Consider the following 24709-nt stretch of genomic DNA (forward strand, 5'->3'; position numbering starts at 1 on the left):
GTTCCGCCGCCGGCTGTTCCATCGGCTCGGTGGGGTGTTCCATCTGTTCCGTCGCCGGCTGTTCCATCGGCTCGGCGGGGTGTTCCATCTGTTCCGCCGGCGGCTGTTCCATCGGCGTGGCGGGGTGTTCCATCCGTTCCGTCGGCGACTGTTCCATGGAACGCGCCCGCTGTTCCATGACCCGATCCCGGTGCCTGGATAGCCAGGTGATCCCGAGGATGGCCCCGATATGGAACAGGACCACCGCGACCACCTGGACGATGAGCAGCGCGGCCGTAAGCCAGAGGGTGTCGGCCTCATCCCGACGGCTCTGAAGATCGCGCAGCACCACCCGGTTTTCGGCGATCTCCTGCTGGGTGTCCCGGATGATGGGTAGCCAGCCGGTGCGCTCCTCGCTGTTCTGGCGGAACGTGGTCAGATCGTCCTCCAGCCGCTCGATGTCTCCCTTCAGTGCCTCGATCTGGGCCTGCCGGCTGTCCTCGTCGGACTGTGCATACTCCAGCGTCTCCAGGAGATCCGCGGAGATGGTGTAGACCGGCCCGGCCAGGAGAATCGTGGTTCCGATAACGCCGACCAGTTGATACCCCAGGCGGCGCTGGAACCAGAGCCAGAGGACGAGCATTTCAAGGCCGATGGCCCAGAGCCACCCGGTAATGTAGGCGGCGTGCTCGGACCAGAAGGTGATGGCGTGGAACTGCACGATGACCACGCAGATGAGCACGATGAGGGCCGTGTACAGCGCCCCCGGCGTCCAGAATCGCATCCCGAAGCCCTCCTTCGGCAACCTGCTTCATTGTCCGCTATCCCGGATCCCCAATCAGCACGGAAAAGTGACGTTTAAAGGTCGTCTTTGCGTGTTTACCCGGGTAGTTGGGCTGCTCTGTAATGAGTCTCTGCCTTCACCGAAGGGAAGCGTGATGTTTTTCCCTTCCCTAGGGGGTTGTCGCAATCGAACACCCACTTTCCTCACCGCGCTGAGGAAGCCGAGTCTCTGCGGATTGGGTCAGGGTATGACTACCAAGAATCAGTTGGTTACCCGTTCATGGAATCCGGTTTCCTCAGCGCGGTGGGGAAACCAGGTCCGCATGGTTTGGGTGGGTGTCGGGTTCAAAGAATCAGTAAGTTATGGCTTACGGCCATGCGGTTTCCTCACCGCGCTGGGGAGGGTTGCGGTAGTTTTATAACCGATTGATATATATGGGATGAGTTGGGTTTTAACCTGAGGCGGGAACCTGCCGATCCCGCCCGCTTCTGGTTAGGGGAAGGGGAGTCGTTTCCCTATTAGTTAGAAAGATAGGGAAAGCCCTGAATTACGGACATGCGTTGCTGAGTTCTTGGAGATGGAGATGGATGGAAGAGCGGAAGACTGGGTGGAGGCGGAGCTGGAGCGGGCGTACCGCGTGGCGCACCAGATCGCGCTGGATTACTACGAGGTGCTGGAGGGGGCGAACGACCGAGCGAAGGAGACGGGTGGGACCCTGAACAAGACCACCGTCCGCGTGCGACGGCGGCACAACTCCCTCTACATCGAGTGGGTGCGGATCTACTTCTACCGGAAGAGTGACGGGGGGCTGGGCCGGAGCTCGAAAACCATACGTAAGGGGCGGGGCACGCAGGAGTACGCCTTGGCGACGCTCTTGAAGTCCACGCCGGACCCCGAGGTGCAGCGGGCGATAGGCGAGGCGGAGGAGCAGTTCGCGGTGCTGCGGAGGCAGGCGCGCACGCTGGTGGAGACCCGGAAGTGGTTGCGGCGGGCGGAGGAGGCCCGGTCGGCCATCGCGGACCTGGCAGCGAGGCATGCCGTGGACCAGGAGGATAACGCGCTGGAGCTGGAGGACGAGGGCCATGGCTAACGACCAGGATTACCGTGGGGCCGACAGCGACACCGGGCCGAGGACCGGCGCCTACGCCGGCTGGGGGTCCGAGAGCGACGTTGTGACCACCAACGAGCCCGTGGTCGGAGAGGATGACGATCCGGCTGTCCGGATGCCGGGGGAGTGGCGCCAGGCCGCCGCGGAGGCTGGGTTCTTGCCGGCGTCGGGGGCTGACGAAGATGCGCCCGCTCCCGGGCACAGGGATGCGCCCGCCCCTGCGGCGACTGCGTCTCGTGCTGACGATGCGCTGACGGCCCAGGAGCCAGACAGCCGAGCGGAGGAGAGGGAGCCTCGTGACGGGCACTGGCTCCCCCATAGCCGGTATGTAAACCGGGACGGGATCCCCGCGGAGCGGCTGCGGGTGGCCTACCGGGCCTTCCTGGCGCTTTGGGCCGGCTTCGTGGTGGGGGCGTTGTGTGCCTTCTGGCCGACCTGGCCGTTCACCATGGACGCTTTGCTCGGCTACGGGGTTCTGGCGTCGCTGAGCGACGAGCATGCCGCTCTGCTGACCATGGCCGTGTTCGGGCTCGGGGGTATCGCCATGGCCTACGCGCTGACGGTCATCGGGTACCGCCGGCTGGCGAGCCGGTTCTACCTCATGCCGCAGGCCATTTCCGAGGAGCGCGGCCTCATTGCCCGCCGGGTCTCCCGGGTGGAGCTCGCCCACATCCGCACGGTCGATGTTCGGCAGTCCGTCCTCGACCGTGTACTGGGGATCGGGTCGATCCACTTCGCCTCCGCCGGCACCGGCGCGGACGACGTGACCTGGGATTCCGTGCTCGATCCGGTAGCGACTCAGCGTGCGGTCCTGCAGCGTCTTCGTCAGACGGAGGGCGACTGATGTCCGACGACGACATTGGGGCCCTGATGGCCGATTACGGCCTGACCGAGGAGCAGGCCGGGGCCGTGGCGGAGCAGGAGGATACCCTGCTGCTGGCCTGTCCTGGCTCGGGCAAGACCCGGACGCTGGTGGCGCGCGCGGTGGAGCGGGTCCGGGCTGAGCGCCGGGTGGTCCTGGTCACCTTCACCCGGGCGGCGGCCGGGGAGATGCAGGAACGGATCTGGCCTCAGCTCGACCGCGAGCAGCGGCGCTCGATTGCCGTGGGCACCTTCGATGGTCTGGTCGCACGGCAGGCGCGGCGCCACCTCCAGCCGGCCCGGCCGCCGAGCGTCATGGAGCGCAACCACCTCATCAACCAGACGCTGGCGGCCGAGGTGGCGAACGGGCTGACCTTCCGGGATGCCGAGAGCCTCATCGAGGAGGCCAACCGGCGACGGTTCCCGGCTCAAGCCGGGGACCAGGCGTCGCAGCTGTGGCAGGTGTACGCCGATCTCATGCGGGCCGAGGGCCTGATGGACTTCGCCGACACCGCCCGAGCCGTGCTCGATGCCATGTCCGAGGGGGCCATCCGGCCCTTCGGGGCTGACGAGCTACTGGTGGACGAGTTCCAGGACGCCGACACCCTCCAGCTGGATTGGGTGCGGGCGCACGCCCTCAACGGCACGACCGTCATGGCGGTGGGGGACGATGACCAGTCCATCTACGGCTGGCGCGCGGCGATGGGCGCCCCGGGCATGAAGGCCCTGGAGGACGACCTGGGGGCGCGGCGTCTGTGCCTGACCCAGTGCTATCGCTGTCCACCGGAGGTCCTGGAGCCGGCGGTGACCCTCGTGGACCGCAATCGGGACCGCTTGGACAAGGCCGTGGTGTCGCGCATGGACCCCGGCCGCGGGGAGGTGGCGGTGCGGTACGCCGGCAGCACCGAAGATGAGCTCTCGGTCCTCTCGGACGAGCTTCCACGACTGGTGGGTCCCGACGAGACGGTGGGGGTGCTTGCCCGCACCAACCGCATTGCCGACGACGCGGAGATGGCGCTGTCGGCCATGGGCTGGAAGCTCCGTCGGCTGGGTGGGCGGTCCATCTGGGAGACCGAGGGTGCGGGGCTGGTCACGGCCCTGGTGGAGGCCATCACCGGGGCGGAGGAGGTCGGGCTTCGCGGGCTCGGGACCGTGGGCCGCTGGCTCAACCTGCCGGGCAGTTCCATTGAGGCAGCGCGCCGGCGCCTGGCCGCGCCGGAGCGGGCCGGGGATGATCCGGCCAATGACCTCGAAGACCTCGTGGATGCCATCCGGGGGCGATGGCGACTCCAGGCTGCCGAGGAGCCCGACCGGGTCCTGCATGGACTCCGGGAGTGGCTGCAGCTGCAGTCCACCGGCTCCAAGGGCCCTTCCTACACCGTGGTTACCGCCCAGGGGCTGTTAGATGCCCTGCTGGGCAAGGAGGGCACGCTGCGGGCTCGATTCGACCGGGCCCAGCGCGCCGGCGCTCGGTCCGATCCGGACACCGACGAGGAGGGCGAGACGCGGCTGACGGTGGCCACCCTCCACAGCGCGAAGGGGCTGGAGTTCGACGTGGTCTGGATCTTCGCCGTCGATGCCGAGCGGGTCCCCCACAAGGACGCCGCGGACATCGAGGAGGAGCGCCGGCTGCTCTATGTCGGCATGACCCGGGCCCAGAGGGTTCTGCGTCTGTCTACCTCCGCCCCGTCGCCCTTCCTGCGCGAGACCGGCCTATAACGGCCGCCGGCGACCCTCTGCTCACCCGTAACCGGGAGTCGAACATGGACACCGACGACCACCGACCCACCTTGATGACGCGCCCCGGACCCGCGGCGTGGACCCTGGGCACGGCCGCTGCAGTGCTGTCCCTCTCTGCGTCCGCGGCGGACCTGGAGGGCGCCTACGACTGGATGGCGCGTACCGGCGAAAGCCCGACGGGCTACTGGGCCCCCGAGCTCACTATCACGGCGTCCCAACGCGACGACGAGCGCGGCGGCCAGGTGCGCCTGGAGCAGCTCAGCTCGCGCGCCTCACTGGAGACCACCGTGAGTCTGGCCAACGTCCCCTTGGCTGGGGGCAGTTGGCGGCACGGGCGAATGGGTGCGGCCCTGGGATTCGCGCCGACCTTCCGGCTCCACTGGCGGCCGGTGGCCGCGGGTGTGGTGGTCGAAAGCCGGGACCGGCCGCAGGCCATCGAGGTCGAGGGCGAGGCGATGACGCTGGAGGAGACCGGCAACGGGCTCTGGCTCGGCACCGAGGTCCGTTTCCGGGTCAATCAGCGACTCCGGGTGGATGGAGCTGTCCACCAGGTGGAGCTGGGTGCGCGTAGCGGGCTGATGGCCGAGACCGGAGTGTCGTTCGCCCTGTACCGGAACCGGGTGGCGCTCTGGGGCAGCCAGGTCCTGGCGGATGACGAGCTGGGACCGCTGGATGACACTACGCGCTTCGGCGTTCGCCTGCGCTTCTGAGCCCCACCACAGGGGAGCTGCCCCAGCACGAAAGCCGCCCGCCGCATTGCCAGGCATCAAGCGCGGCCCTGCCCGTGCCGATGCTGCCCGCTGGTGATCTTTGTCGGCAATACCCCGGAACGGACCCCTATTGCTGACAAACACGCGATAGGGGCGCTGGCACCGTAGGGGGCAGTTCACGACCCCCCGAGGTGCCAAGTGAGTGAGCACAGAGATGGTGGGCAGGGTCTCCTGTACCAGGTGGAGCCTATCCAGGGGCTCGGGGATCTGGAGGCGGCTACGTCCACTCCGGACCCCCAGGACCTGCGGCTCGGGCAGGAGCTCCTCTACCGCGGCCAGGGCCGCTACCCCGATGAGGCGCTCATCAAGGCGCTGGGCCAGGCCCATCTGCGTCTGGACGGGACGCTGCATATCAACCTGGATGCCGCCCGGGCCATGGCCATCAGCGACGAGCTCATCCAGCGCGCGGCCGAGCGCCATTCGCTGGTCGTCGAGTGGGTGGCGGCTGAGCAGTCCACCTCCTCCCGCATGACCAGCCTCATCGGCAGCCGCATGGATGCGTGGCGGCGATTCGGGGTCCGGATCGCTATCGACGACTGGGATGATTCGGCCGAGGGGGATGCCCGCTACCACGCCGTGGATAACGCCCCGGACATCGTGAAGGTTGATGGTCCGCTCTTCCGGCAGGCGCTGGAGGGGGACCGAGAGAAGCGACGGCGGCTCATCACCTTCCTGGACCGGGTGCGGCAGGAAGGCGAAGAGATCCTGCGGGTGGCCGAGTGGGTCGAGCAGGCGACGGAGCTGGAGGTGGCGCTGGCGATGGGGGCCAATGCGGCCCAGGGGTATGCCTTTCGCAGCGCCCGGATCTGGATTCCGGAGAACCGTAACCAAGAGAGCCGCAACGGCTCTGAGGAGTAGCTAGTCGATGAACAAGAAGCTCGTGCAAGGCGTGAGTCTGGGGCTGGTCGCCGGGGCCGTTGCAGGCGTGCTGGTGGCCAAGAATGCCGGGCCCATGGGGCAGTGGGTGCCCGCCTCCGGGGCGGGGACCGCGGACAGTGCGGCCTCGTCCCCAGCTCCCCAGGACGGCGCGGCCCCGACCAACCCCGGTGCGCTGCCTGCGGTCTTTGAGGGCGTCGATATCGGCAAGGACCAGGTCATCGCCGAGTTCGAGACTGCGGTCCCCCAGCTTCGCGGCTATATCCTCCAACGCGCCGAGAACCGGGTTCCCATGGCGGTCTACGTGACGCCGGATCGCAAGCACATGATCGCCGGCGCGATGATCGACGAAAACGGGGACTCGATGACCGCCCAGCATTATCAGCGGCACTCCGGGTACACGAAGGACGAGCTGGCCGCCCTGGCGAACAACCAAGGGTCGTCGGACAAGGGCGGCAGCCCGGCCGGGAGTACCGAGGAGGTGCTGGCCGGCCTGAAGGACGCCACGCTCGTCACCCAGGGGTCCGGCGGGGCCGAGATGTACGTCCTCATGGATGTCGATTGCCCCTACTGCAAACGGCTCTACCACACCGTGTCGTCGCTCCGGGACGAGGTGACCGTGAACTGGGTCATGGTGGGCTACCGCGGCCCGCGCGCGCAGCAGACGGCCGCGAAGATCCTCGGCCATGACGACCCGGCATCTGCCCTGGACCAGGTCATGGCGGATCGCCAGGCGCTGGCCGACTACGAGGGCGCGACGGCAATGGAGGCGGTCGAGGAGAACACGGAGGCCGCGCAAAAGCTGGGGCTTCGTGGGACGCCGCACGGTGTGGTGCTTCCTGCCGACGGTGGTGAGGCCCAGCGCCTGCGTGGCGCGGCGCCGGAATCCCGGCTGCGCCAGATGATGGGGCTGTAAGCCACAACCAGAGGGAGGCCTGGGTGCCCGGCGCCCGGGCGGGAGAACATCATGCTGTCGTCCCTTCCTGACACCCTCACCGCACCGGCGGCCGAGCTGCTTCGGTCGCCGGTTACTTATGCCGTGCTGGGTATGGCGTGGCTGACCCGGCGCCTGCGGCGAGGAACATTGAGCGCCTGGTTCTTCGGGCTGCCCGGCGTGGTCGCCCACGAGAGTGCGCATTGGCTCATGGCCTGGGCCACCGGGGCACGGCCGGCGTCCTTTCGACCCTGGCCGCACCGGCTGGATAAGGGGCGATGGGCCCTGGGTAGCGTGCAGGTCGCGCAGCTGTCCGCCTTCAACGCGGTACCGGTGGGACTGGCCCCGCTGCTCCTCCTGGTCGGGGGGGCGTGGGGCTGGTGGACCCTGGTCCAGCGCGACGTGGGCCCGCTGGAGCCGGTGTTCTGGTGGGGGAGTTACCTGGTGGCGCTGGCGGCGGCAGATGCCTGGCCATCGGGGGCCGACTGGCGGCTGGCGGCGAGCAGTGTGCCGGGCCTGCTGCTCTGGTCGGTCCTGGTGGTCGGGGCGGTTTACGGGGGATTGATGTGATGACGAACGAGCTGGAGGCGGTCTGGTTCCTTGGCGGCGAGGACGCAGAAGCCCTGCGTCCGGACGCGACCGTGGGGTATCTGGCACTCACCGATCCGGGGGATCGGCCGAGGGTACCCAGCCAGGGGTGGGGCGCCTTCGAGACGGTGAGCTTCGCCGACGGCGACTACGACGAGGAGGTCATCCGCCTTATGGGGGCGGAGGAGTTCGAGCGGTCCTTCCAGGACTACTTCGACGGGGCGCGGGCGCGGCAGATCCGGTCGTTCATTGAGGGCGTGGCGTCCCGGGCCGACGTGGAGGAGCTCTACATCCAGAGCCCGCATGGGCGCTCCCGGGCGCCGGCGGTGGCGCTATGGGCCGCGCGGACCTTCGCGGCGGCCCTGCGTCCCGATCTGACGGACATCCCGAACGAGCTCGTCCTGGCGCTTTTGGTGGATCCGGAGAAGTTCGAGGCCCGGCTGCGGGTCGCCAAGCGCCGGGCCCGGGAAAACTTCGTCCACCCCGAGGCGCCGGAGGCGACGCTCATGGGGTGGGCGCAGACCCGTGCCGAGGAATGGATCGTCGGTCGCTAGTTACTCTACAGGCGCCGCATGGAGCGGGCTTGCGCGATCAGAGAAATCCATACAATAGGGACTCGAAACCCACACGGAGCAGGAGGGAGCACATGCAGTACCAGCTCAAGGCCACCATCGCCGGGATGATGATGGCGGGGTTCGCGGCGGGGCCGGCGATGGCCGACTCGCCGGCGACCGTGAAGCCCAACGAGATCCAGTTGGGCATGGTCAGCCAGGACAGCGAGAGCGGCTATCGGGCCGAGGTATCCGTGGGCCGGAACGACACCTGGGAAGCGGGTAGTCCCACCAAGCACGGGCAGCTCCTGGAGCGGGACTGGGGTCCTAGTGGCGGCTCCTACAGCCGCATCCAGATCGGCGCGGGGTGGGGGTACGAGCCGGACGCGCAGACCCACTGGGAGCTGCTGGAGGTTGGCCTTCGGATTGATCGCTTCGCCCAGACCGTCGAGCACAACGGCTACGAGAGTCTGGATCAGGACGCCGACGCGAACTACTACGTCGCCAGTGACTACGAGACCTGGTGGGGCGATCTCGGCCTCCGTGGCCGGGTCCAGTATGCCGACGTGCACGATTCCGCCGGGATCGACCTGCGCGCGGAGGGGTTGTACCGGATCACCAACGGCTGGCAGCTCACCGCTTCCTACGAGATGGCCGACGCGGGCCTGCCGGAGGAGGACATCCTCGCCGCCGGGGTGCGCTTCGGCTGGTGACCACCCATCGGCGCGGCCTGCGGGCCGCGCCCCTACTGGAGAGTGCGGATGCTCAAGTTCTTGCTGGGAGTCGCCGTCGGCGGGGTGCTGGCCGTCACGGTCAGCCAGGCGGCGGACACGTTCGTGCAGCTCGCCGACTACCTCCCGGAGGAGGTCCGCTCGGCGCTGCTGGAGCTGGAGGAGGGGTGATGGCGAGTGCGAATACTGCGTCCACCTGGGACGAATGGCTGCGCAAGCAGCTCCCCCCTGGCGTGGGGTATTCGTGGGCTAACGACAACCTGGTCCTGGAGCTGGAGGACGAGTTCGGGCTGCTCATGGTCACCCTCTACTGGCGCGCGCGGTATCTGGAAATGGGCGCCAGTGGGGGTTCGGGGCCGGGACGCCGAGCCTGGATGCCACCCGGTATGGTCGGCCGCGGTTGGCGGGAGCGCCTACTGCAGGCGGCTGTAGACCGCCTGCGGGAGGCGAAGGCCGAGCTGGAGGAGGGACTCGATGCCTGACGCCAGCGATCCTCAGACCTGCCGGCGCTGCCGCCTGGCTGAAGGTCGGAGCCGGGTGGTCCTTCCGGACGGGGCCCGTGGTGGCGTGATGGCCGTCGGTGAGGCCCCGGGCGCGGAGGAAGATCAGCACGGCGTGGGCTTCTTCGGCCTGGCTGGCCGCAACCTGGACGCGGCCTTCGCCGAGGCGGGGGTGGCCCGCACCGGCTACGCCCGCGCCAATGTCGTGCGCTGCCGGCCACCGGAGAATCGATCACCCCGGGCCGACGAGGTCGCCGCTTGTTCGGAGTGGCTGCTGGAGGCCATCGAAGCCTTTGAACCCCGAGTGCTGCTGGCCGTGGGGCGCACGGCCGCCGACCACCTCCTGGGAATCGGGCGAGGCAAGTACCTGTGGGCCGTGGAGGACTCGGTGAGCCGGGTCGAGCGCGAGATCATGGGGGAGGGGGTCGGTGAGGTGGACCTGCACGGCCCTACCGGCCTGCCCGTGGTGATGATGCCGCACACCTCGCCGCTGGCCTGGAACCGGGCCTATGCCGACCGGCAGGGGCGCTGCCCGCGTATCCGGTCCCTGGGAGAGCGGGCGGTGCGGGCGGCGGTAGAGTTGGCCCACGAGTGCCGCGGTTACGAACGGCGGGAGGTTGAAAACGACTGATGGGAGCCGCGCGCGGTCAGGATGCCGATTCGGGTGAGCTGAGTGAGCCGCCGTCGAAATGCCTGCAGTGCGGCGCCCCGGCGACCGGGGTGACCAGGTTGCTGACCGGCGAATCGGTGTCCGTGTGCGACGACATTGTCTGTCGCCGGCAGCATGAGTACCTCGTCTTGGCGGACGAGCAACGGTTCGAGAAGATCGGCCTGACAGGGACCGTCGAGACCAATAAGGAGGAGGAACGACATGGAACATGTGACGCGAACCTGGACGGAGAGTGGGGAGGCGATCGACTGGTGGGTGGTCGAGGAAGCGGACGATGAGCCTTTGCTGAACCTGGGGCGTCGGGCCAAGGGATTCGGCTTTCAGCAAGCCGGTCAGGCGGGGGAGGGTTTTTGGATCGGGATCAACGGGGCACCGGTGATCAATCCCGATCTCATCGCCTTCTTGAACCGGAACTGTCGTTCCGGAACTTTCAGTGAGGCCGCCATTCCCCAGCTCCCGCCGGATGCCCCCTGCCCCGATGGCGCGGTACAGGGCCGGGTGGTGGGGGAGCTTACCCGGGGGGTTGAACGCGGCTCCGAGGAGAATCGGCGGCGCAAGGCGTGGCTCATTGCCCGGGTGACCGGTGGTGGTGAGCCGTCGGAAGGCCAGATCGAAGGCATGCTTACTGCCTTCCGGGCGGCAGCGACGCGGTGACCGGTTATCCGCGGCCCTTCTTGAAGTGGGCGGGCAACAAGCACCGCCTCCTGGACCGCATCCTGCCGCGGCTGCCGGCCGGCCATCGGCTTATCGAGCCCTTCGCCGGGGCGGCGGCGGTGACCCTGGCCGCCGACTACCCCGCCTACCGGCTGGTGGACAGCAACCCCGACCTCATCGGCCTGTTCCGGGCGGTACGCGACGGCGGCGAGGCCTTCATCGAGCAGGTCCGGGCCCTGTTTGCCGACGGCAACGACGCCGCCACCTACTACGCCCGGCGGGAGGCCTTCAACGCCGAGACCGACCCCGAGGCGCGGGCGGCGCTGTTCCTCTATCTCAACCGCCACGGCTACAACGGCCTCTGCCGCTACAACCGCGGCGGCGGCTTCAACGTCCCCTTCGGACGGTATGCCCGCCCCTACTTCCCCGAGACCGAGCTCCGGGGCTTCCTGCGTCTCGCCTGGACCCGGGGCATCGAGCTCGCGGTGAGTGATTTCGAGGCCGAGCTCGACGGCGCCCAGCCAGGGGATGTCGTCTACTGCGACCCGCCCTATGCACCCGCGGGCGAGGGGACGGGGTTCACCGACTACGGCCCCGACGGCTTCTGGCCGGCCGATCAGGTTCGCCTGGTCGCCGCGGCCCGGCGGGCGGCGGCGCGGGGTGTGCCGGTCCTGCTGTCCAACCACGACACCGAGCCTGTGCGGGCGAGCTGCGCCGGCGCGGCCATCGAGTCGTTCCCGGTGGCCCGGACCATCAGCCGGCAGGGCACCGGGCGCCGGCCGGTGGACGAGGTCCTGGTGCGGTTCGAGCCCGCTTCCCTGGCCAGGGCCGGGGTGTAAGGAGGCGGCATGGGCGTGAAGTCCGAGAGCGCGTTCTGGCAGGCCGTTGAGAAGTCCTCTGCTGCTTGTGCCCGGTGGCGCCGGCGCGACGCCTGGCAGAGCCTGCCGGCGCTGGAGACGGTGCTGCCGCACCCGGGGATACCCCATCCGGAAGGCGGGCTGCTGGATGCCGGCTCCCTCCATATGCGCTGCACCCGCTGCGGCGTGGGTGTCGAGGGCGTGGAAGCACGCGGCCTCGTCCGGGAGCGACCCGAAGGCCCGATGCTCGTCGTCATCTGGGGCTGCGGGTGCGGGAGGCTGAACGCCAACGGCTTCACGGAGGAGGGCGGCGACCTGGTCAGACACCTGATCCAGGCGAATCCCCCGGGTCTGGATCTCTCCCGCCGGGCGGCCGTTCGAGCAGTGAAAGGGGTGTTGTGGTTGCGCTATCTGCGGCCTGGATAGGCTGCAGCCCCCGCATGGCGCGGGCTTGCCCCAACTCAGAAATCCGTACAATGGACTCAGACGCGGCGGAAGGCCGCACCCGGATTCACCCGCCTCTGGGGGCATATACAGGGGGGCGTATAGCCAGGAGTGGCCGATAACCCTGGCAGCCAGTCACGGAGTTTTCCAGGGGCGACCCAACGCCCCGCACCTCCCTTCGGGGGCTGGCCGGTGGCACCGCCGAGAACGGGCAGAGGGAGAGCCCCGGGCCATTGGTCCGGGGCTTTTCTTTGGGCAGCAGAGGTAAAGGGCAAGAACGAAGGGCGCAACCCTGAGACCCGGCTGTTCGAGAGACTGAAGGCCGACTGACTGTTGGGCATGATGCCGTTGGAGGTCTCGGGTGGGGCCTGTGGGATTGGCTGGAGGCTGCCTCTGGTGTCTTTGGCCGTACAGTAAGTGGTTGATCTCCCTTCTTAGTGGGTAGGCGAGAGGGGCAGGGAGTCGGGAGATCCCAAAAGTGGCCCTTCGTGGGCGTGGTTTGCCGCAACAAATCATTGAGGGCTTGCGTACCGCTACGCCCTCAATGTCCCACGAACCCAAGAGGTCACCATGTCCAAGAAAACCGCATCCCCCTTCGCCCACGCCCGCAAGTTCGTGCTTCCAGCGTGCGTACATACGGCTGGCGCCGTGTGGAGTCCGGACGGAAGCCATCGCTACGCTCTCTGGCGGGTGTGGGGGAACCCGCACAGGGGCTCACTCCTTTGCGTCATCGCGATGAACCCAAGTAGCGCTGATGAGTGGTACGACGATGCCACGGTCCAGAGAGCGACCGGTATGGCGATGAGGAAAGGGTACGACGGCATACTCGTTCTCAACGTGTGGTCAATCCGGGGCAGCCGGCCGGCCGAGGCCTTGTACGGCCCTTGGGAGCCTAATGGCCCTGACAATGATGCGTGGCTCCGCTTCTTCGCCGAACGGGGTCTCCTCTTGCTGCCCGATGGACTGGAAGCCTTCATTGGCTGCTTTGTTCTGGCATGCGGAAACCGCGGTTCGAAGGATGGGCGGGCCGTTTACGTAGCCAACATGCTGGCCGAACACAGGGACGTTTACTGCTTCGGCACGACAAAGCGTGGTCTTCCGCGCCATCCAGGGCGGTTGGCGTATGCCACTCCCCTGATCCTCTACCAACCCGCCACGATCCTCTAAGGGGCTGCCCATGGCCGCTTGGCCCTGCTGAAGCGGCCATGGGTACTACGGCCATCCCCGCGGGAAGCTCAGAGCTGCTGCAATGCTTCATGTTGGGGATGTCCCCGAGCCGTTTCTTGCAGGGCACGAAGGTTCCCTGCGTTGGTGCACGCACCCGAAACACTGACGGATACGGAGGGTTTTATGCCATACGTATTTCTGGTAGAAACTTACTGAGGCAGTAAAAAGCAATGGGGCAGTAAATGAAAAGGACTAAAAAACAGCGTGTTGAGGCAAAATGCCTAAATTTGGTCGATGACAAGCTATGGGAGTGGTATGCCTTAGACAAAGTTTCATGGGGGAAGGTTAAGGAACTGGTGCGTTCTGCTCATCCCTGGATTCCGTATATCGACTTGCACGGTCTTAGGGAAGTCTCAGTTGTAGAGTATGACCGCAATGAAGAGGGGCGCTGGGTGGTTCTTAAGTTTTCTGAGGGCGATACCGTTCCCTTGTACCTTGAAAATGGCGATGAGCAGGCTTCTCTCCAGGCCGTCGCGACTCGCATGTCAAATGCAGGTGTTAGCCTTTCTTCCGAAGAGCGCGAGTCTCGGGATATAGTGCCGAGAGAATTGCGTGACAGTGCGAGAAGGAAATACGACGAAGGGCGACGTTTGTTGGAGGGGTGGCTGAGAAAAGGTTTGCTAGGTGTGGCTTTAGGGTCTCTAGGAGCTGCTTTTTATTTCGGCGTCCCAGACCTTGTTCAGTTTTTCTTGTTCGCTGGAGCGGTGTTGCTGTGGCTTGGATGTGGGAAGAAAATTTTTGATCCCGTTGGACGGTTGGTGTACCCGGATCCATAGACCGGTGATGCAACTTCTCCTTCTTGGTTGCTAAAAAATGGGGCTCTTCGTAGCCCCTTTTTTCTGCCGGTCACAAGGCGATCTTTTTTGGACGGATCCGTTCAGCCGGAAAGCCGTAATAGGTCCATCCATCTGTAGACTTTTACAGTATCGAACCCTAGGCCAGGTTACCGGCAGTCTGCGGCCTTGATGAACCGGCGCTCCTGGCGGTCCATATCCAGCTCCCATTCCTCCTTCACCTCGATCCACCGCGCCAGGTAGACGCATTCCCCGGTGTCCGGCATCCACTCGGCCGGCCCGCGGCTGCCCTTGGACATGTTCGCGCCGGCTTCCACGGCCAGGAGGTTGTCGGGGTCGTTGGCAAATTGGCGCTTCTTCTCTTCCGGCCAAGCGGCGGCGCCGGAGACATGGGCCTCTTTCAGTGGGACGACGTGGTCAATGTGCAGATTGCTGGGGTCCCGGAAGGTCCCGCCGGTGTAAGGCCCCTCCCAGCGTCCCGATACGACTTCACACCCTCGCGGACCTAGCTCCACGTCCTCGCCCTGGGCCAGCAGCACCTCGTCGCGAGTGTCTTGGCAGTCGCCGTCGAGGTCAGCCCAGTCGCCGTAGGCGTCGCGGTTGTACTCAGAGCGGGCGGAGCCGGGGGCGCTGGTCCCGCTGTTCTCGCCTTCAAGGGCAGCTGTGGCCGCCCCCTTGGAGGGGAAGATCTGTCCATCTAGCGGACCACGATGGCAGTGGTACTCGCCGGTTGCGGATTCGTTGTGGCAGCCACGGTCGTCTAGGCCGCCGCCGTGGGCGAGGGCGCCTGGGGATGCGGCCAAGGTCATTACAAGGAGGGATAGGGTGCGGAGAATGGGTCCTCGCATGCGGAACTCCTGTCGAGACTGGAAAGGTGGGCAGGATAGCGTGGGAGTGTCGTACATGGCTTGCTCCTTGAGTTGCGAGGATTTTGTATGGTCTTCAATGGAGAAGACCGGGCCGACGAAAGGTCCGAAGCAATTGGCCATGACAACAGCCGCAGGGAGGCAAAAAGTTTATGGCCCATAACAAAGGCTCCCCTGACCGCTGCCGCACTTCCAGAACGCTGGCGAACGGAGGTTCTGCGAGATGCCCACAAGGTATGAGTTGACGGGGTCCCCTGGCCTTGAACGACTATATGGAGTATATCCGTGAGGCTCGGATCTACTACAAACGGCTCTGCAATCACCACATCCCGCAGCGGGCCCTCGATCACCTCCCCCCGGTCAGGAACCTCAAGGACTGGCAGACCGAGCACCCAGAGTTGTTTCGGAAAAAGGTCTACGATCAGTCAGATCTGGACAGTTAAGGTTTGTCGATATGGCTTGATAGTGAAGCGATACGGGGGAGGGCAATAGAAGTTTGAGAATGGTGGAGGGGCATTGGGGGTGAGATATGGGCCAAAGGAAGAGACAAAGTAAGCCGAAAGAAATTCATACTTTCTTGGGGTTAAAGGTAAAAGATTACAAGCTCCAGGTCGTTTCATCCATAAACCATGCTCTTCGGGATCCCAAAGCCGGTTTTTATTCGATGGAAGAATCGGTTTACCAATTTGGCACTGAGCTGGAGATCCGAGGGGAGGCTATATATCCTGAGGAGCGGGAAGGGGAGGAGTATTCCGCTTGGGTCCGGGGAAACGAAATTAACCCGGGGGAATTCTCTCTTACCCTAAAGGATGTCCAGGCCAAGAACGGATATGGCGCCCCCAAATACCGGACCTACCATGGTAGGGAGATTCCCGTTTTCGAACACGCCTTCTCTCTAGGGTTTATTGAAAAGCCGACCAAAAGGAGGCCAACGGGTAGCATAAACGCTTGGGTGGCGCCCCAAGTGGCTTCCGACTATCTGACCCTCCTCAGCAGCTTTTCGGGACCTTTGTACCTGGATGTTCATGAGCTCAAGGTTGAACGGAGGCGACGGATTCTCAGTATTGGTCTCCAGACCAGTGATCCAGCGGAGGAGTAGGTAACCTTCCCGGTATCTGGAGCCGGAGGTTGGTGAACCTTTAGGGAACACTGACTTATTCGTCTCCAAGGCCGGCTTCTGCTTCCAGCCGTACGCGGGCCATGCGTTCTTGGGCGACATCGTGAGGATGCCTGCCTTAGAGCGCTGATGCAGATCAGATTTGCGGACCTGGAGTACGACCGAAAGAAGAAGGTGAACCGCCGGGACCGGTTGTTGACGGACACCTAGACTGTTCCACTACTGGCCACCAGAAGTGAACGACCTCCGACTGCCCTTTTCGCCGGAATCCGCTTTGCCCGTCCGGGCGGGGGTCCGCAGGCGTCCGGGCGTTTCTTGGAAGTTCCACAGGGCTCGGACAGGACGGATCTTGGTTGATGGATACTGCGAAGACCTTTCAAGGTCTTCTCCCTCCTCCTGTTCGTCAATTCGGTCGTGAAATGGCAATTGCGACGGTTGGGCTACTCGGCCCCTGTTTGGGACAGGTAATGGCTCGTAAGGTCGGCGGAATGCTACAAGAAGGCGTTGCTAGCCTGGAGGCGACGATCATGTGCGGACGCTATAGCCGTTCTCGGCCCCTGAAGGTCATCGCCCAGCTCTGGCTGCCCGAGGCCCTGCGGACGGTGCCTGCCAAGGATCCGGGCCCGCATTACAACATCCCCCCAGGCGTGGACATCCCCGTGTTCCGGTCGGACGAAGAAGGCCGGGCCGAGCTGGCGATGCCTAGGTGGGGATTCCGGCCACGGTGGGCCGATGAGTCCGCCCCCAAGCCCATCAATGCCCGCTCCGAGAAGGTGGCCACGTCCCCCTGGTTTCAGGAGGCGTTCGCCCACCGCCGCTGCCTGGTGCCGGCGGACGGCTGGTTCGAGTGGCGGGAGGGGCCAAGCAGCAAACAGCCGTACTACATCACGCTGGCCGAGGAGGATCCGGATCCCGGGATGCTCTTTGCGGGGATCTGGGAGCCCACGCCGGACGGCGAGCGGGCGGTATGTGCCATCCTCACCCAGCCTGCGCGGGGACCACTGACCCAGATCCATCCTCGCCAGCCGGTGGTACTAGACCCGGAGTCCCGCCGGGACTGGCTGGACCCGGAGCGAGTGGATCGGGAGGCAGTGCGAGAAGCGGCCCGGCCGCTGGATGTGGAACGCTTGCGCTCCTGGCCGGTCTCGACCCGGGTAAATCGGCCGGCACACGATGAGCCGGCCGTGAGGGAGGCGGTAGAGGTGTGACCGGGCTTCACGCTGTCGGAGAAAAGGTCCCCCGCAGCGCAGCCAGCACGCCGTGGCCATCCAGCCCGGGCTGGCCGGCCTGGATCCGGCGCAGGAGCAGCAGCGCCTATCCAGCGACAATTATTCTGGCCGGTCGACGACAACTATTTTGGCCGGTTGCCCGTAGACTCGATCCCATCTACCAGGACCCTCGCAGGAGGGCGAGATGGCGATCACTCGACAACAGGCCAGAATCTACATGGACGAGCGCAACAACGAGCAGAGCCAGAAGGTTGCCGCGGCGAAGGCCGGGATTTCCGAGCGCACCGCTCGCCGTCTTGAGCAGGAGGGCAAGAAGCAGCGTTCGCCCCGGCACTGGCGCACCCGTACGGACCCCTTCGAGGGGGTCTGGGACGAGGTTGTGGCCCGTCTGGGCAGTGAGCCCGACCTCCAGGCCCTGACCCTGCTGGAGTGGCTTCAGGAGCGATATCCCGGTGAATACCCTGACAAACTGCTGCGCACCCTGCAGCGACGGGTGAAGGCGTGGCGCCTGGAGCATGGGCCGGACAAGGAGGTGATGTTCCCCCAGCGCCATGCCGCCGGGGAGCTCGCCCTGTCCGACTTCACGCTCCTCAAGCAGACCACCATCACCATCGCCGGCGAGCCGCTGGCGCATCGGCTCTACCATTTCCGGCTGGCCTACAGCGGCTGGTGTCATGCGCGGGTGGTCCTCGGCGGGGAGAGCTACACGGCGCTGGCCGAGGGGCTGACCGAGGCGCTGGAGCGCCTCGGGGGCGTCCCCGCCGAGCACCGCACGGACAGCCTGTCGGCGGCCTACCGCAATCTCGATACTGCCGCCCAGAGCGATATCACGGCCCGGTATCAGGCGCTGTGCGCCCACTACGGGCTGCAGGCCAGCCGCAACAATCCCGGCCGAGGGCATGAGAACGGGGCCATCGAGTCGCCCCATGGCCATCTCAAGCGCCGTCTGCGCGAGCGCCTGAAGCTGCGGGGTAGCCATGATTTTGCCGATCTGACCGCCTACCGCGATTTCATCGACGAGGTGGTCGCGGGGATCAATCGCCGCAACGCCAAGGCCATTGCTGCCGAGCATCCGAGTCTGCGCCCGCTGCCGTGCCGGCGCGGCCAGGACTACACCGAGGCGGTGGTCCGGGTGACCAGCTCCAGCACCTTTGCCTACGCCAAGGTCCTCTACTCGGTCCCGGCCCGGCTCATCGGGGAACGGCTGCGCCTGCGGGCCTATGACGACCGACTGGTGCTGTTTCATGGCGGCCGGGAGCTTTTGACGCTCCAGCGACTGCACAGCGGCCCCGGCGACGCCCGCCGCCGGAACATCGATTACCGCCATGTCATCGACTGGCTCGCTCGCAAGCCCCGGGCGCTGGCCCGCCTGGCTTTCCGGGATGACCTGCTGCCCGACGACCACTGGCGGGCCATTTACCAGCGACTCAGCGGGACGGAGAGCCTGGAAGCGGCCTGCAAACGAGTGGTCGGGGCCCTGAAGCTGGCCGCGGCCGAAGACCGGGCCGCGGCCATCGGCCAGGACTGGCTCGCGGCGCTGGAGCGGGGCGAGAGCCCCTCGCTGACCGATTTGCAGGCCCGCTATGGACCCCCAGCAGGGCGGACGGCCGTGCCGCCCGTCCGTGGTCTCCAGCACACGCTGGCCGACTACGACCAACTGCTGCAGGCGGAGGTGTCCCATGGCTGACGCGGCGACCCTCCCGCTGCTGCTGCGGCAACTGCGGCTGGCCTCCATGGCCCGGCACGTCGACGACGTGCGGGAGCAAGCTACCCAGCAGGGCTGGGGGCTGGAGCAGACGCTGGCGACCCTCTGCGAGCATGAGCTCGCCGAACGCGAGCGTCGGCGGCTCGAGCGCCACCTCAAGGAGGCACGCCTGCCGCCGGGCAAGACCCTCGCGAGTTTCGATTGCGAGGTGCTGGACAAAGCTGTCCGCTCCCGGCTGACGGCCCTGGCCACCGACACCACCTGGGTGACGCAGGCCCACAACCTGCTGCTCTTTGGCCCCTCCGGCGTCGGGAAGAGCCACATGGCCGCTGCCATCGGCCACGCCCTCATCGAGCAGGGCCTGCGGGTGCGCCTTTATGCCGCCTCGACCCTGGTCCAGGAGCTGCAGAGTGCCAAACAGGAGCTACGGCTGAGCGAGGCCCTCGGCAAGCTGGACAAGTACGACCTGCTCGTCATCGACGACATCGGCTACGTCAAACGCTCCGAGGCCGAGACCTCCGTCCTCTTTGAACTCATCGCCCATCGGTACGAGGCGGGCAGCCTCCTCATCACGGCCAACCAGCCCTTTAGTGCCTGGGACACCATCTTCCCGGACGACATGATGGCCGTGGCTGCCATCGACCGGCTGGTTCATCACGCCCAGGTCATCGAACTAGGCGGCGAGAGCTACCGGAAACGACACCACACCCAGACCTACCAGGAGGGCTCCTGACCAATCGCTACCACCCCGCTGACCGGCCAAAGTAATTGACGCCGACCGGCCAGAGTAGTTGACGTCGGATAAGCGCCACCTGAAAGGCGTCCGTGGCGGACATGGGGACGGCCCGGATGGAGTTGCCGCCCTGGAAGACCCGCACGAAGAACCCCTGGTCCTGGCGCTCCACCGAGAAGCCCTTGTTGGCCTGCGGCCCGTGGCTGGCGAACTCCACCTTGTCGCTGTAGCCAAGCAGGACGGCGGCCACCGCCGGCAGCTCCCCGGTGGTCAGCTGCACGCGGATCTTGTTCCCCCAGTCGTACTGGCGCGGGGCCGTGGCCAGCGCGGCGTCCAGGGCGACCGTCGGCTCCTTGCGCCGGGTCACATCGGCCTCCCAGGTCAGGGCCGCCTTGCCGCCGAAGACCTTGTGCTGGTTCCGCGAGCGGTCCTCGCCGCTCTCCCGGCCAGGGGAAGCCGCCTGATCCAGCGGGAGGCTCTCCTGTGTCCCGGAAGGACGCTCGGGCTCGCGCGCCGACTGGGCCGCCGGCTCCTCCGTCGGCTCGGGGGCCGCGGAGGGAGAGGAGGCGGCGGCCCCGGTATTCGGGTCCGGGGAGGACGATGGCGTCGCGGCCGACGGGATTTCGGTGGGGCGGACCCCGGCCTTCTGCAGGACACGCTCGACCCAGCCGCGGGCGGCCTGATCGCTGTGCGCCCGGGCTGCGGCCCGCACGAAGGTGTCCTTGTCCACCAGTGCCCCGATCCGGCTGGCCGCCTCGGGGTCCAGGCGGACCCCGAAGCCGGCTCGCTGGAGGTGGAGCTGTACCTGGGCCAGTGATGCCACGATGCTTCCTCCCCTGAGCACCCCCGGGCGGGGGTGATGGTCCGTTACGCGCCCTAGATGCGCAGCTCCTCAATGTCCCGGCCGGAATCCATCCATTCCTGGACCCACTTCGGCTTGCGGCCACGGCCGGTCCAGGTCTTGCCGGTGTCGGGGTGGCGATACTTCGGCGGGACCTTGCCGCTACTACGGCCCTGACCGGAGCGACTGCCGCCACCCGTCAGCTCTTCGAGGGACATGCCGTACTTGGCCGCGGTCGCCTTGAGCTCTTCCTGGGCCTGCTTCTTGGCCTCCTTTTCCTTAGAGCGCATCACCTTTTCCAGCTCGCCGATGGCCTGCCGAATTTCGGTATAGGACATGTCCTCGGCGAGTTTCACGATTTCGTCGGTATGGTCGGTCATTATCGGTTTCTCCCTGCGTTGGATTCGGGAGTGATTATAGGGGTTGATTTAATTCATGCAAACCGGGAATCTCTTTTTCTTTATCGGGAAGGGAAGTCAAAAAAAGACCGCCCCACGACTGTGAGGCGGTCAAGGGCGGGTACAGCCCGCGGGAGTAAGGGGTCTCGCTACTCGGTGTCGGCGCCTTCTACCAACTCCTCGCGCATGATGGTTACGTCATCCGGGGCATCAATTCCGATCTTCACGGCGTTGCCGGATACCTCGGTGACGGTGACGCGGATATCGTCTCCAATATAGAGCATTTCGCCTTCCCGGCGCGTCAGGATCAGCATGTCGACTCCCTGAGAGGTTGGTTTTCGTGTGGAATACGATGAAACCGTATCACGGAATGCGGGGGATGCAACGGGATTATCGCCACGCTTTATCGGAGCAACCTCGCAGTTTCGACCGCAGCGGGTCCTCGATTCCGGGCCCGGGATCCTTGACCCAATCGGGGATCCCGTCGAAGCGACTGATGATGTCCCAGTCCTCGGCGGTCATGCCCTTGGGGTGGTCACAATAGGTCTCCCAGGCTCGGAGTTGGCGAGCGGTGATCTCGGCCGGAACGCCTTTGGCTGCTGGGGCCTCTCGGGTGGGTGATCCGCCGGCCCCCTCGTCGGATTCCCGCGGCTCCTCGAACTCCGCGTCCACGTTGGATGCGGCTTTCTCGCTCCCGATGTCCCGCGCCGCTGGGACAGCTGCCCCGTCCTCCGAGCCCTTGGGTGCTACGTCCGGGGTGGGCGCGCTGCCCGGCGTGGCTGCATTGCGACCGGCCTTCTCCTCGGCGGCCTCCGGCAGGTTCGCTTCCGTGAGGTCCTGGATGGGGTTTTCCTCGTCGGGCGCTGCGATCCCGTGGGCGCTGGTTCCATCGACGACCAGGAAGGTGCGTTGCGCCGGCACGGCCACGGTGTCGTTGGAGGCCAGGTGATACCCCTCGCGCACCGTGGCGTTGGCGTAGGGGGAGGGCTCCGGCGGCGGGGGCGGCGGATCACTGGCGCAGCCGGTGAGGGCGAGTAGATAGACGGCGGCGCCGGTGTAGCGATGGTGCATTCTCTCAGCTCCCTCTTAATGACCTGCCTGGCAGGGTACGCAGGCCGGCGACGGCTGTTTGTCAGCAATGGGCGGCAAATGACGCCCATTGCAAGCAAAGATTGCTCGCCCACACCGGCAGAATGACTCCCACGATTTGGTGAAACAGGAGAGCCGGCATGGGCGTGAGCGCCGCCATCCGACGGTTGTTCCAGGGAGGGAGGGGCAAGAGCGGCGACCCGATTCCGAACAAGCCCGGCGGGCTGTCACCGGAAGGCTCTGTCCCGCGTTACCCGCCCCTTGTGGAGGGCACTCCCGCGGTGGGCGTAGACGAGATCCTCGAAAGCCAGCACCGGCTCATAATCCGGGTGAAGGAGGAGGTCGGCCTGCCCCCGGCCAAGGGGGAAGCGTATGTCGATCCGGTGATCCGCACCTATGCCAACTACGTCCACCTCCTGCCGGCATCGGCGACCCACCACCATCGCGGTCCGGGCGGGCTTTTCCGTCATGGCCTGGAGACGGCCATGTGGGGGACGCAGGCCCTGCAGGGCAGGCTGATCGTGATGGGCCGGGACCTTTCCCCGGAGCAGCGATACCACGAGGAGCCGAAGTGGCGGTATGCCTGCCTCATCGCCTGCCTGTGCCACGACATCGGCAAGATCGTCACCGACATGCGGGTGGTGACCGAGGACCGCGAGATGACCTGGTCGCCGTACAAGGCACCTCTGGCGGAATGGCTGAAGCAGTCCCGGGTGAAACGCTACTGGGTGAACTGGGAGGAGGACCGGCACAAGGTCCACGAGGCCGTGGGGGTGGGGTTCATCGAGCGGCTGGTGCCCGAGTCCGCCTATGACTGGCTCCACGGGGAAAAGGGGCAATTCATCGCCCTGCTGCACCGGTATCTCTCCGGCTCCGAGCCGCGCGAGCGGGATCGCAACTTCTACGAGTGCATCCAGTGGGGGGATCGCACGAGCGTAAAGCGGGACCTGGAAGGACAGATGCTGGTCGCCGGCGACGAGCGTCAGGAGGTGCCGGTGGCGCAGTACGTCATGGACGCCATGCGTCGGCTGCTGGTGGACCGGCGCTGGACCATCAACGAGCCCGGTGCCCGGGTGTGGGTGGGGGAAGGGGGAGAAGACGAGGCGTACCTGCTCTGGCCCGAGGCCATCAACGAGGCGGTGGCGTTGCTGCGCCAGGACGAGATCCCGGGGATACCGGGGGACCCGCAGGTTGTCGCCAAGCTCCTCTGGGATCGGTTTGCCCTGGGGGATCTGGGTGAGGAGGACGAGGAGCTGCAACGGGGAATGGAAGAAGAGGCCCCGAAGAAGGCCTCCATCGCCCCGGAGATCCTGCGCCGGGACGATGGGGAGCTGACCTGGCTCTCGGTGGTGCAGCTCAACCCCTACGCGATTGGTGTTCCGGAGGACACGCCGGGCGTGCAGCTCCATCACCCGGCCAAGCCAGCTGCGTCCGGAACGGACGATGCGGAAGGGGGCCGCGAGGGTGTTCCGGGCGATCCGGGGGGCCTGGAACAGGCCATGGAACAGCCGATGGAACGCCCCGCCGAGCCGATGGAACACGGGGGTGTTCCATCCGGGGATCCCGGGGGCGGAACAGCCGAAAAAGCCGAGGGTAATCAGTCTGTTCCAATGGAACATCCGGATGGAACAGAGGCTGGGGGTGTTCCGGTTCCCGGTCGGGTGGAACACCAGGCCGACAACTCGGCGGATGCAGCATCCACGGCTGGCGATGGAACGGGTGGAACGCCGGCGGATGGAACGCCCGTCGGGTCTGGAACACCCCATGGAACAGCCGATGGAACAGGCCATGGAATAGCCCCCGATCTCTCTGACCTCGATGAGGTCAGCCGCACGCTGGTGGAGACCGCGGCCCGCACCGGATGGTCGGCCGGGCGCCGGGAGTGGGCCGTGCCCCTGGAGGCGTTGGCGTCCGAGCCGGACGAGAAGCCCCTGAAGATTGTCCAGCCCTACCAGGCGCTCCTGGAGCCCGATCCGGAGCGGCCGATGTCGGTGATCCGACGGGACGCCGAGTCCGGGAAGTACGTGGTGCTCCAGCGCCGGCTCGGCAAGCGCGCGGAGGAGCTGGCCGCGGCCTCGGTCTCCGGCGTGCCGGACGGGGTTTCCGCCCGGGAGGCCGGAGAGTCCACCGAGGAGCTCGGCCAACACGAGGCCCCTGCGTCTGCCGCGGACCCGGAGCTCGACCCGTCTGCCGAGGCCGTCTCAGAGGTCCATGAGACGGCGGCGCCAATGGACGCCGCCGAGGGTCCCGGGCCCGTGGAGGAAGGCCGTGGGTCCGGGCCCGATGAAGGCCGGGGGACTGAAGACCTCTCTTCCCCTGGCCGGGAGGTGGCGCGGGGTGATTCCGAGGAGGCGGCGCTCATTGAGGAGCTGGCAGAAGCCTTCCAGCAGTGGATCGAGGAACAGGCGTTTCTGGACTCGGATGAGAAGCCTTCGTGGGTCGTACCGGGGGCGCATGCGCACTGGGTGGACATCAACGAGGCGGGAGTCGCCTTTCATAAGGCCGAGTGGGAGTGGGTCTCCAAGCGGATCCGGTCTGCGCGCAAGATGATCCTGTTGCTGGAGAGGGCGCCGGTCGTGGAGGCCCCGGCTGCGATTCCTCCCGAGGTGAAGGCGAAGTTCAGTCGGCGGGATCGGATCCGGATGGTGCAGCGGAGGCATTGA

28 protein-coding genes and 1 pseudogene are annotated in these 24709 nt (G+C 66.3%); 23 read left to right on the plus strand and 6 right to left on the minus strand.

Going from position 1 to position 24709, the window contains the following annotated elements; all coding sequences use genetic code 11:
- Positions 1-763: hypothetical protein (locus BM272_RS13700; RefSeq protein WP_159432957.1), on the minus strand; the 763-nt coding region annotated here is incomplete at its 3' end.
- A gap of 583 nt (positions 764-1346) precedes the next feature.
- Between BM272_RS13700 and mobI the strand changes: the two genes are divergently transcribed.
- From mobI to BM272_RS13425, 17 genes are all read left to right on the plus strand, one after another.
- Entirely contained in the window at positions 1347-1853 is a 507-nt protein-coding gene (mobI, locus tag BM272_RS00170) for a conjugative transfer protein MobI(A/C) (protein ID WP_093426739.1), read from the plus strand.
- Between the two features lie 382 nt (positions 1854-2235).
- Complete coding sequence (locus BM272_RS13705; protein WP_159432958.1) at positions 2236-2715, plus strand: PH domain-containing protein; 480 nt, start codon at positions 2236-2238, stop codon at positions 2713-2715.
- Positions 2715-4451, plus strand: coding sequence for an ATP-dependent helicase (locus tag BM272_RS00180; protein ID WP_093426741.1), 1737 nt, complete (start codon positions 2715-2717; stop codon positions 4449-4451). The genes BM272_RS13705 and BM272_RS00180 overlap by 1 nt, the downstream gene beginning before the upstream one ends.
- A gap of 44 nt (positions 4452-4495) precedes the next feature.
- The gene (locus BM272_RS00185) at positions 4496-5182 is read left to right on the plus strand and encodes a hypothetical protein (RefSeq protein WP_093426742.1); all 687 of its coding nucleotides are present in this window, start codon (positions 4496-4498) and stop codon (positions 5180-5182) included.
- A 198-nt stretch (positions 5183-5380) separates the two neighbouring features.
- Positions 5381-6100, plus strand: a complete 720-nt coding sequence (locus tag BM272_RS00190; RefSeq protein WP_093426743.1) for an EAL domain-containing protein — start codon at positions 5381-5383, stop codon at positions 6098-6100.
- 7 nt (positions 6101-6107) lie between these two features.
- Complete coding sequence (locus tag BM272_RS00195; protein WP_093426744.1) at positions 6108-7034, plus strand: DsbC family protein; 927 nt, start codon at positions 6108-6110, stop codon at positions 7032-7034.
- 51 nt (positions 7035-7085) lie between these two features.
- A complete protein-coding gene (locus BM272_RS00200; protein ID WP_093426745.1) occupies positions 7086-7622 on the plus strand; it encodes a hypothetical protein in 537 nt (178 codons plus the stop codon).
- Entirely contained in the window at positions 7622-8194 is a 573-nt protein-coding gene (locus BM272_RS00205; RefSeq protein ID WP_093426746.1) for a hypothetical protein, read from the plus strand. The genes BM272_RS00200 and BM272_RS00205 overlap by 1 nt, the downstream gene beginning before the upstream one ends.
- A 92-nt stretch (positions 8195-8286) precedes the next feature.
- The gene (locus BM272_RS00210; protein WP_093426747.1) at positions 8287-8904 is read left to right on the plus strand and encodes a hypothetical protein; all 618 of its coding nucleotides are present in this window, start codon (positions 8287-8289) and stop codon (positions 8902-8904) included.
- A 48-nt stretch (positions 8905-8952) separates the two neighbouring features.
- Positions 8953-9093: a hypothetical protein gene (locus BM272_RS13710; RefSeq protein ID WP_159432959.1), complete on the plus strand. Its 141-nt coding sequence runs from the start codon at positions 8953-8955 to the stop codon at positions 9091-9093.
- The gene (locus BM272_RS00215) at positions 9093-9404 is read left to right on the plus strand and encodes a hypothetical protein (RefSeq protein WP_093426748.1); all 312 of its coding nucleotides are present in this window, start codon (positions 9093-9095) and stop codon (positions 9402-9404) included. Before BM272_RS13710 ends, BM272_RS00215 begins: the two co-directional genes overlap by 1 nt.
- Entirely contained in the window at positions 9397-10053 is a 657-nt protein-coding gene (locus BM272_RS00220) for a uracil-DNA glycosylase (protein ID WP_093426749.1), read from the plus strand. Before BM272_RS00215 ends, BM272_RS00220 begins: the two co-directional genes overlap by 8 nt.
- A 240-nt stretch (positions 10054-10293) precedes the next feature.
- On the plus strand, positions 10294-10746 hold the full coding sequence (locus BM272_RS00225) for a hypothetical protein (protein ID WP_093426750.1): 453 nt from the start codon (positions 10294-10296) through the stop codon (positions 10744-10746).
- A 20-nt stretch (positions 10747-10766) separates the two neighbouring features.
- Complete coding sequence (locus BM272_RS00230) at positions 10767-11585, plus strand: Dam family site-specific DNA-(adenine-N6)-methyltransferase (protein WP_240307960.1); 819 nt, start codon at positions 10767-10769, stop codon at positions 11583-11585.
- A 9-nt stretch (positions 11586-11594) separates the two neighbouring features.
- On the plus strand, positions 11595-12029 hold the full coding sequence (locus BM272_RS00235; protein ID WP_093426752.1) for a hypothetical protein: 435 nt from the start codon (positions 11595-11597) through the stop codon (positions 12027-12029).
- A gap of 588 nt (positions 12030-12617) precedes the next feature.
- Entirely contained in the window at positions 12618-13214 is a 597-nt protein-coding gene (locus BM272_RS00240; RefSeq protein WP_093426753.1) for a DUF1643 domain-containing protein, read from the plus strand.
- Positions 13215-13456: 242 nt separating this feature from the next.
- On the plus strand, positions 13457-14050 hold the full coding sequence (locus tag BM272_RS13425) for a hypothetical protein (RefSeq protein ID WP_143613060.1): 594 nt from the start codon (positions 13457-13459) through the stop codon (positions 14048-14050).
- Positions 14051-14217: 167 nt separating this feature from the next.
- On the opposite strand, the gene BM272_RS00245 is transcribed toward BM272_RS13425, so the two are convergent.
- A complete protein-coding gene (locus BM272_RS00245) occupies positions 14218-14871 on the minus strand; it encodes an HNH endonuclease (protein ID WP_159432960.1) in 654 nt (217 codons plus the stop codon).
- 350 nt (positions 14872-15221) lie between these two features.
- Here BM272_RS00245 and BM272_RS14300 point away from each other — a divergent pair.
- The 5 genes and pseudogenes from BM272_RS14300 to istB all read left to right on the plus strand — a co-directional run.
- Positions 15222-15377 (plus strand): annotated as a pseudogene (locus tag BM272_RS14300) (IS481 family transposase); the annotation flags it as partial.
- 86 nt (positions 15378-15463) lie between these two features.
- A complete protein-coding gene (locus BM272_RS13430) occupies positions 15464-16033 on the plus strand; it encodes a hypothetical protein (protein WP_143613062.1) in 570 nt (189 codons plus the stop codon).
- A 545-nt stretch (positions 16034-16578) separates the two neighbouring features.
- A complete protein-coding gene (locus tag BM272_RS00255; protein WP_093426756.1) occupies positions 16579-17259 on the plus strand; it encodes an SOS response-associated peptidase in 681 nt (226 codons plus the stop codon).
- Between the two features lie 205 nt (positions 17260-17464).
- A complete protein-coding gene (gene istA / locus BM272_RS00260; RefSeq protein ID WP_093426757.1) occupies positions 17465-18967 on the plus strand; it encodes an IS21 family transposase in 1503 nt (500 codons plus the stop codon).
- Positions 18960-19718 carry an IS21-like element helper ATPase IstB gene (istB, locus tag BM272_RS00265; RefSeq protein WP_093426758.1) on the plus strand — a complete coding sequence of 253 codons (759 nt, stop codon included), beginning with the start codon at positions 18960-18962 and terminating at the stop codon, positions 19716-19718. The genes istA and istB overlap by 8 nt, the downstream gene beginning before the upstream one ends.
- Positions 19719-19725: 7 nt before the next feature.
- Here the strand turns inward: istB and BM272_RS00270 are convergent, their stop codons facing one another.
- The 4 genes from BM272_RS00270 to BM272_RS00285 all read right to left on the minus strand — a co-directional run bounded on the left by BM272_RS00270 (position 19726) and on the right by BM272_RS00285 (position 22028).
- A complete protein-coding gene (locus tag BM272_RS00270; RefSeq protein ID WP_093426759.1) occupies positions 19726-20541 on the minus strand; it encodes a hypothetical protein in 816 nt (271 codons plus the stop codon).
- Positions 20542-20594: 53 nt separating this feature from the next.
- Positions 20595-20939 (minus strand): H-NS histone family protein, encoded by a 345-nt coding sequence (locus BM272_RS00275; RefSeq protein ID WP_093426760.1) that lies wholly within the window; start codon positions 20937-20939, stop codon positions 20595-20597.
- A gap of 167 nt (positions 20940-21106) precedes the next feature.
- Positions 21107-21271 carry a carbon storage regulator CsrA gene (csrA, locus tag BM272_RS00280; protein ID WP_093426761.1) on the minus strand — a complete coding sequence of 55 codons (165 nt, stop codon included), beginning with the start codon at positions 21269-21271 and terminating at the stop codon, positions 21107-21109.
- A gap of 76 nt (positions 21272-21347) precedes the next feature.
- A complete protein-coding gene (locus tag BM272_RS00285; protein ID WP_093426762.1) occupies positions 21348-22028 on the minus strand; it encodes a hypothetical protein in 681 nt (226 codons plus the stop codon).
- A 299-nt stretch (positions 22029-22327) separates the two neighbouring features.
- On the opposite strand from BM272_RS00285, the gene mobH reads away from it, so the two are divergent.
- A complete protein-coding gene (gene mobH, locus BM272_RS00290; RefSeq protein WP_159432961.1) occupies positions 22328-24709 on the plus strand; it encodes a MobH family relaxase in 2382 nt (793 codons plus the stop codon).

The sequence above is a fragment of the Thiohalospira halophila DSM 15071 genome (genome assembly GCF_900112605.1).
Classification (GTDB): domain Bacteria; phylum Pseudomonadota; class Gammaproteobacteria; order Thiohalospirales; family Thiohalospiraceae; genus Thiohalospira; species Thiohalospira halophila.

Excerpts from the sequence above, each read along its gene's own strand:
- mobI (WP_093426739.1), top strand. The coding sequence starts at position 1,347 with ATGGATGGAAGAGCGGAAGACTGGGTGGAGGCGGAGCTGGAGCGGGCG.
- BM272_RS00180 (WP_093426741.1), top strand. The coding sequence starts at position 2,715 with ATGTCCGACGACGACATTGGGGCCCTGATGGCCGATTACGGCCTGACC.
- BM272_RS00185 (WP_093426742.1), top strand. The coding sequence starts at position 4,496 with ATGGACACCGACGACCACCGACCCACCTTGATGACGCGCCCCGGACCC.
- BM272_RS00195 (WP_093426744.1), top strand. The coding sequence starts at position 6,108 with ATGAACAAGAAGCTCGTGCAAGGCGTGAGTCTGGGGCTGGTCGCCGGG.
- BM272_RS00200 (WP_093426745.1), top strand. The coding sequence starts at position 7,086 with ATGCTGTCGTCCCTTCCTGACACCCTCACCGCACCGGCGGCCGAGCTG.
- BM272_RS00205 (WP_093426746.1), top strand. The coding sequence starts at position 7,622 with ATGACGAACGAGCTGGAGGCGGTCTGGTTCCTTGGCGGCGAGGACGCA.
- BM272_RS00210 (WP_093426747.1), top strand. The coding sequence starts at position 8,287 with ATGCAGTACCAGCTCAAGGCCACCATCGCCGGGATGATGATGGCGGGG.
- BM272_RS13710 (WP_159432959.1), top strand. The coding sequence starts at position 8,953 with ATGCTCAAGTTCTTGCTGGGAGTCGCCGTCGGCGGGGTGCTGGCCGTC.
- BM272_RS00215 (WP_093426748.1), top strand. The coding sequence starts at position 9,093 with ATGGCGAGTGCGAATACTGCGTCCACCTGGGACGAATGGCTGCGCAAG.
- BM272_RS00220 (WP_093426749.1), top strand. The coding sequence starts at position 9,397 with ATGCCTGACGCCAGCGATCCTCAGACCTGCCGGCGCTGCCGCCTGGCT.
- BM272_RS00225 (WP_093426750.1), top strand. The coding sequence starts at position 10,294 with ATGGAACATGTGACGCGAACCTGGACGGAGAGTGGGGAGGCGATCGAC.
- BM272_RS00235 (WP_093426752.1), top strand. The coding sequence starts at position 11,595 with ATGGGCGTGAAGTCCGAGAGCGCGTTCTGGCAGGCCGTTGAGAAGTCC.
- BM272_RS00240 (WP_093426753.1), top strand. The coding sequence starts at position 12,618 with ATGTCCAAGAAAACCGCATCCCCCTTCGCCCACGCCCGCAAGTTCGTG.
- BM272_RS13425 (WP_143613060.1), top strand. The coding sequence starts at position 13,457 with ATGAAAAGGACTAAAAAACAGCGTGTTGAGGCAAAATGCCTAAATTTG.
- BM272_RS13430 (WP_143613062.1), top strand. The coding sequence starts at position 15,464 with ATGGGCCAAAGGAAGAGACAAAGTAAGCCGAAAGAAATTCATACTTTC.
- BM272_RS00255 (WP_093426756.1), top strand. The coding sequence starts at position 16,579 with ATGTGCGGACGCTATAGCCGTTCTCGGCCCCTGAAGGTCATCGCCCAG.
- istA (WP_093426757.1), top strand. The coding sequence starts at position 17,465 with ATGGCGATCACTCGACAACAGGCCAGAATCTACATGGACGAGCGCAAC.
- istB (WP_093426758.1), top strand. The coding sequence starts at position 18,960 with ATGGCTGACGCGGCGACCCTCCCGCTGCTGCTGCGGCAACTGCGGCTG.
- BM272_RS00275 (WP_093426760.1), bottom strand. The coding sequence starts at position 20,939 with ATGACCGACCATACCGACGAAATCGTGAAACTCGCCGAGGACATGTCC.
- csrA (WP_093426761.1), bottom strand. The coding sequence starts at position 21,271 with ATGCTGATCCTGACGCGCCGGGAAGGCGAAATGCTCTATATTGGAGAC.
- BM272_RS00285 (WP_093426762.1), bottom strand. The coding sequence starts at position 22,028 with ATGCACCATCGCTACACCGGCGCCGCCGTCTATCTACTCGCCCTCACC.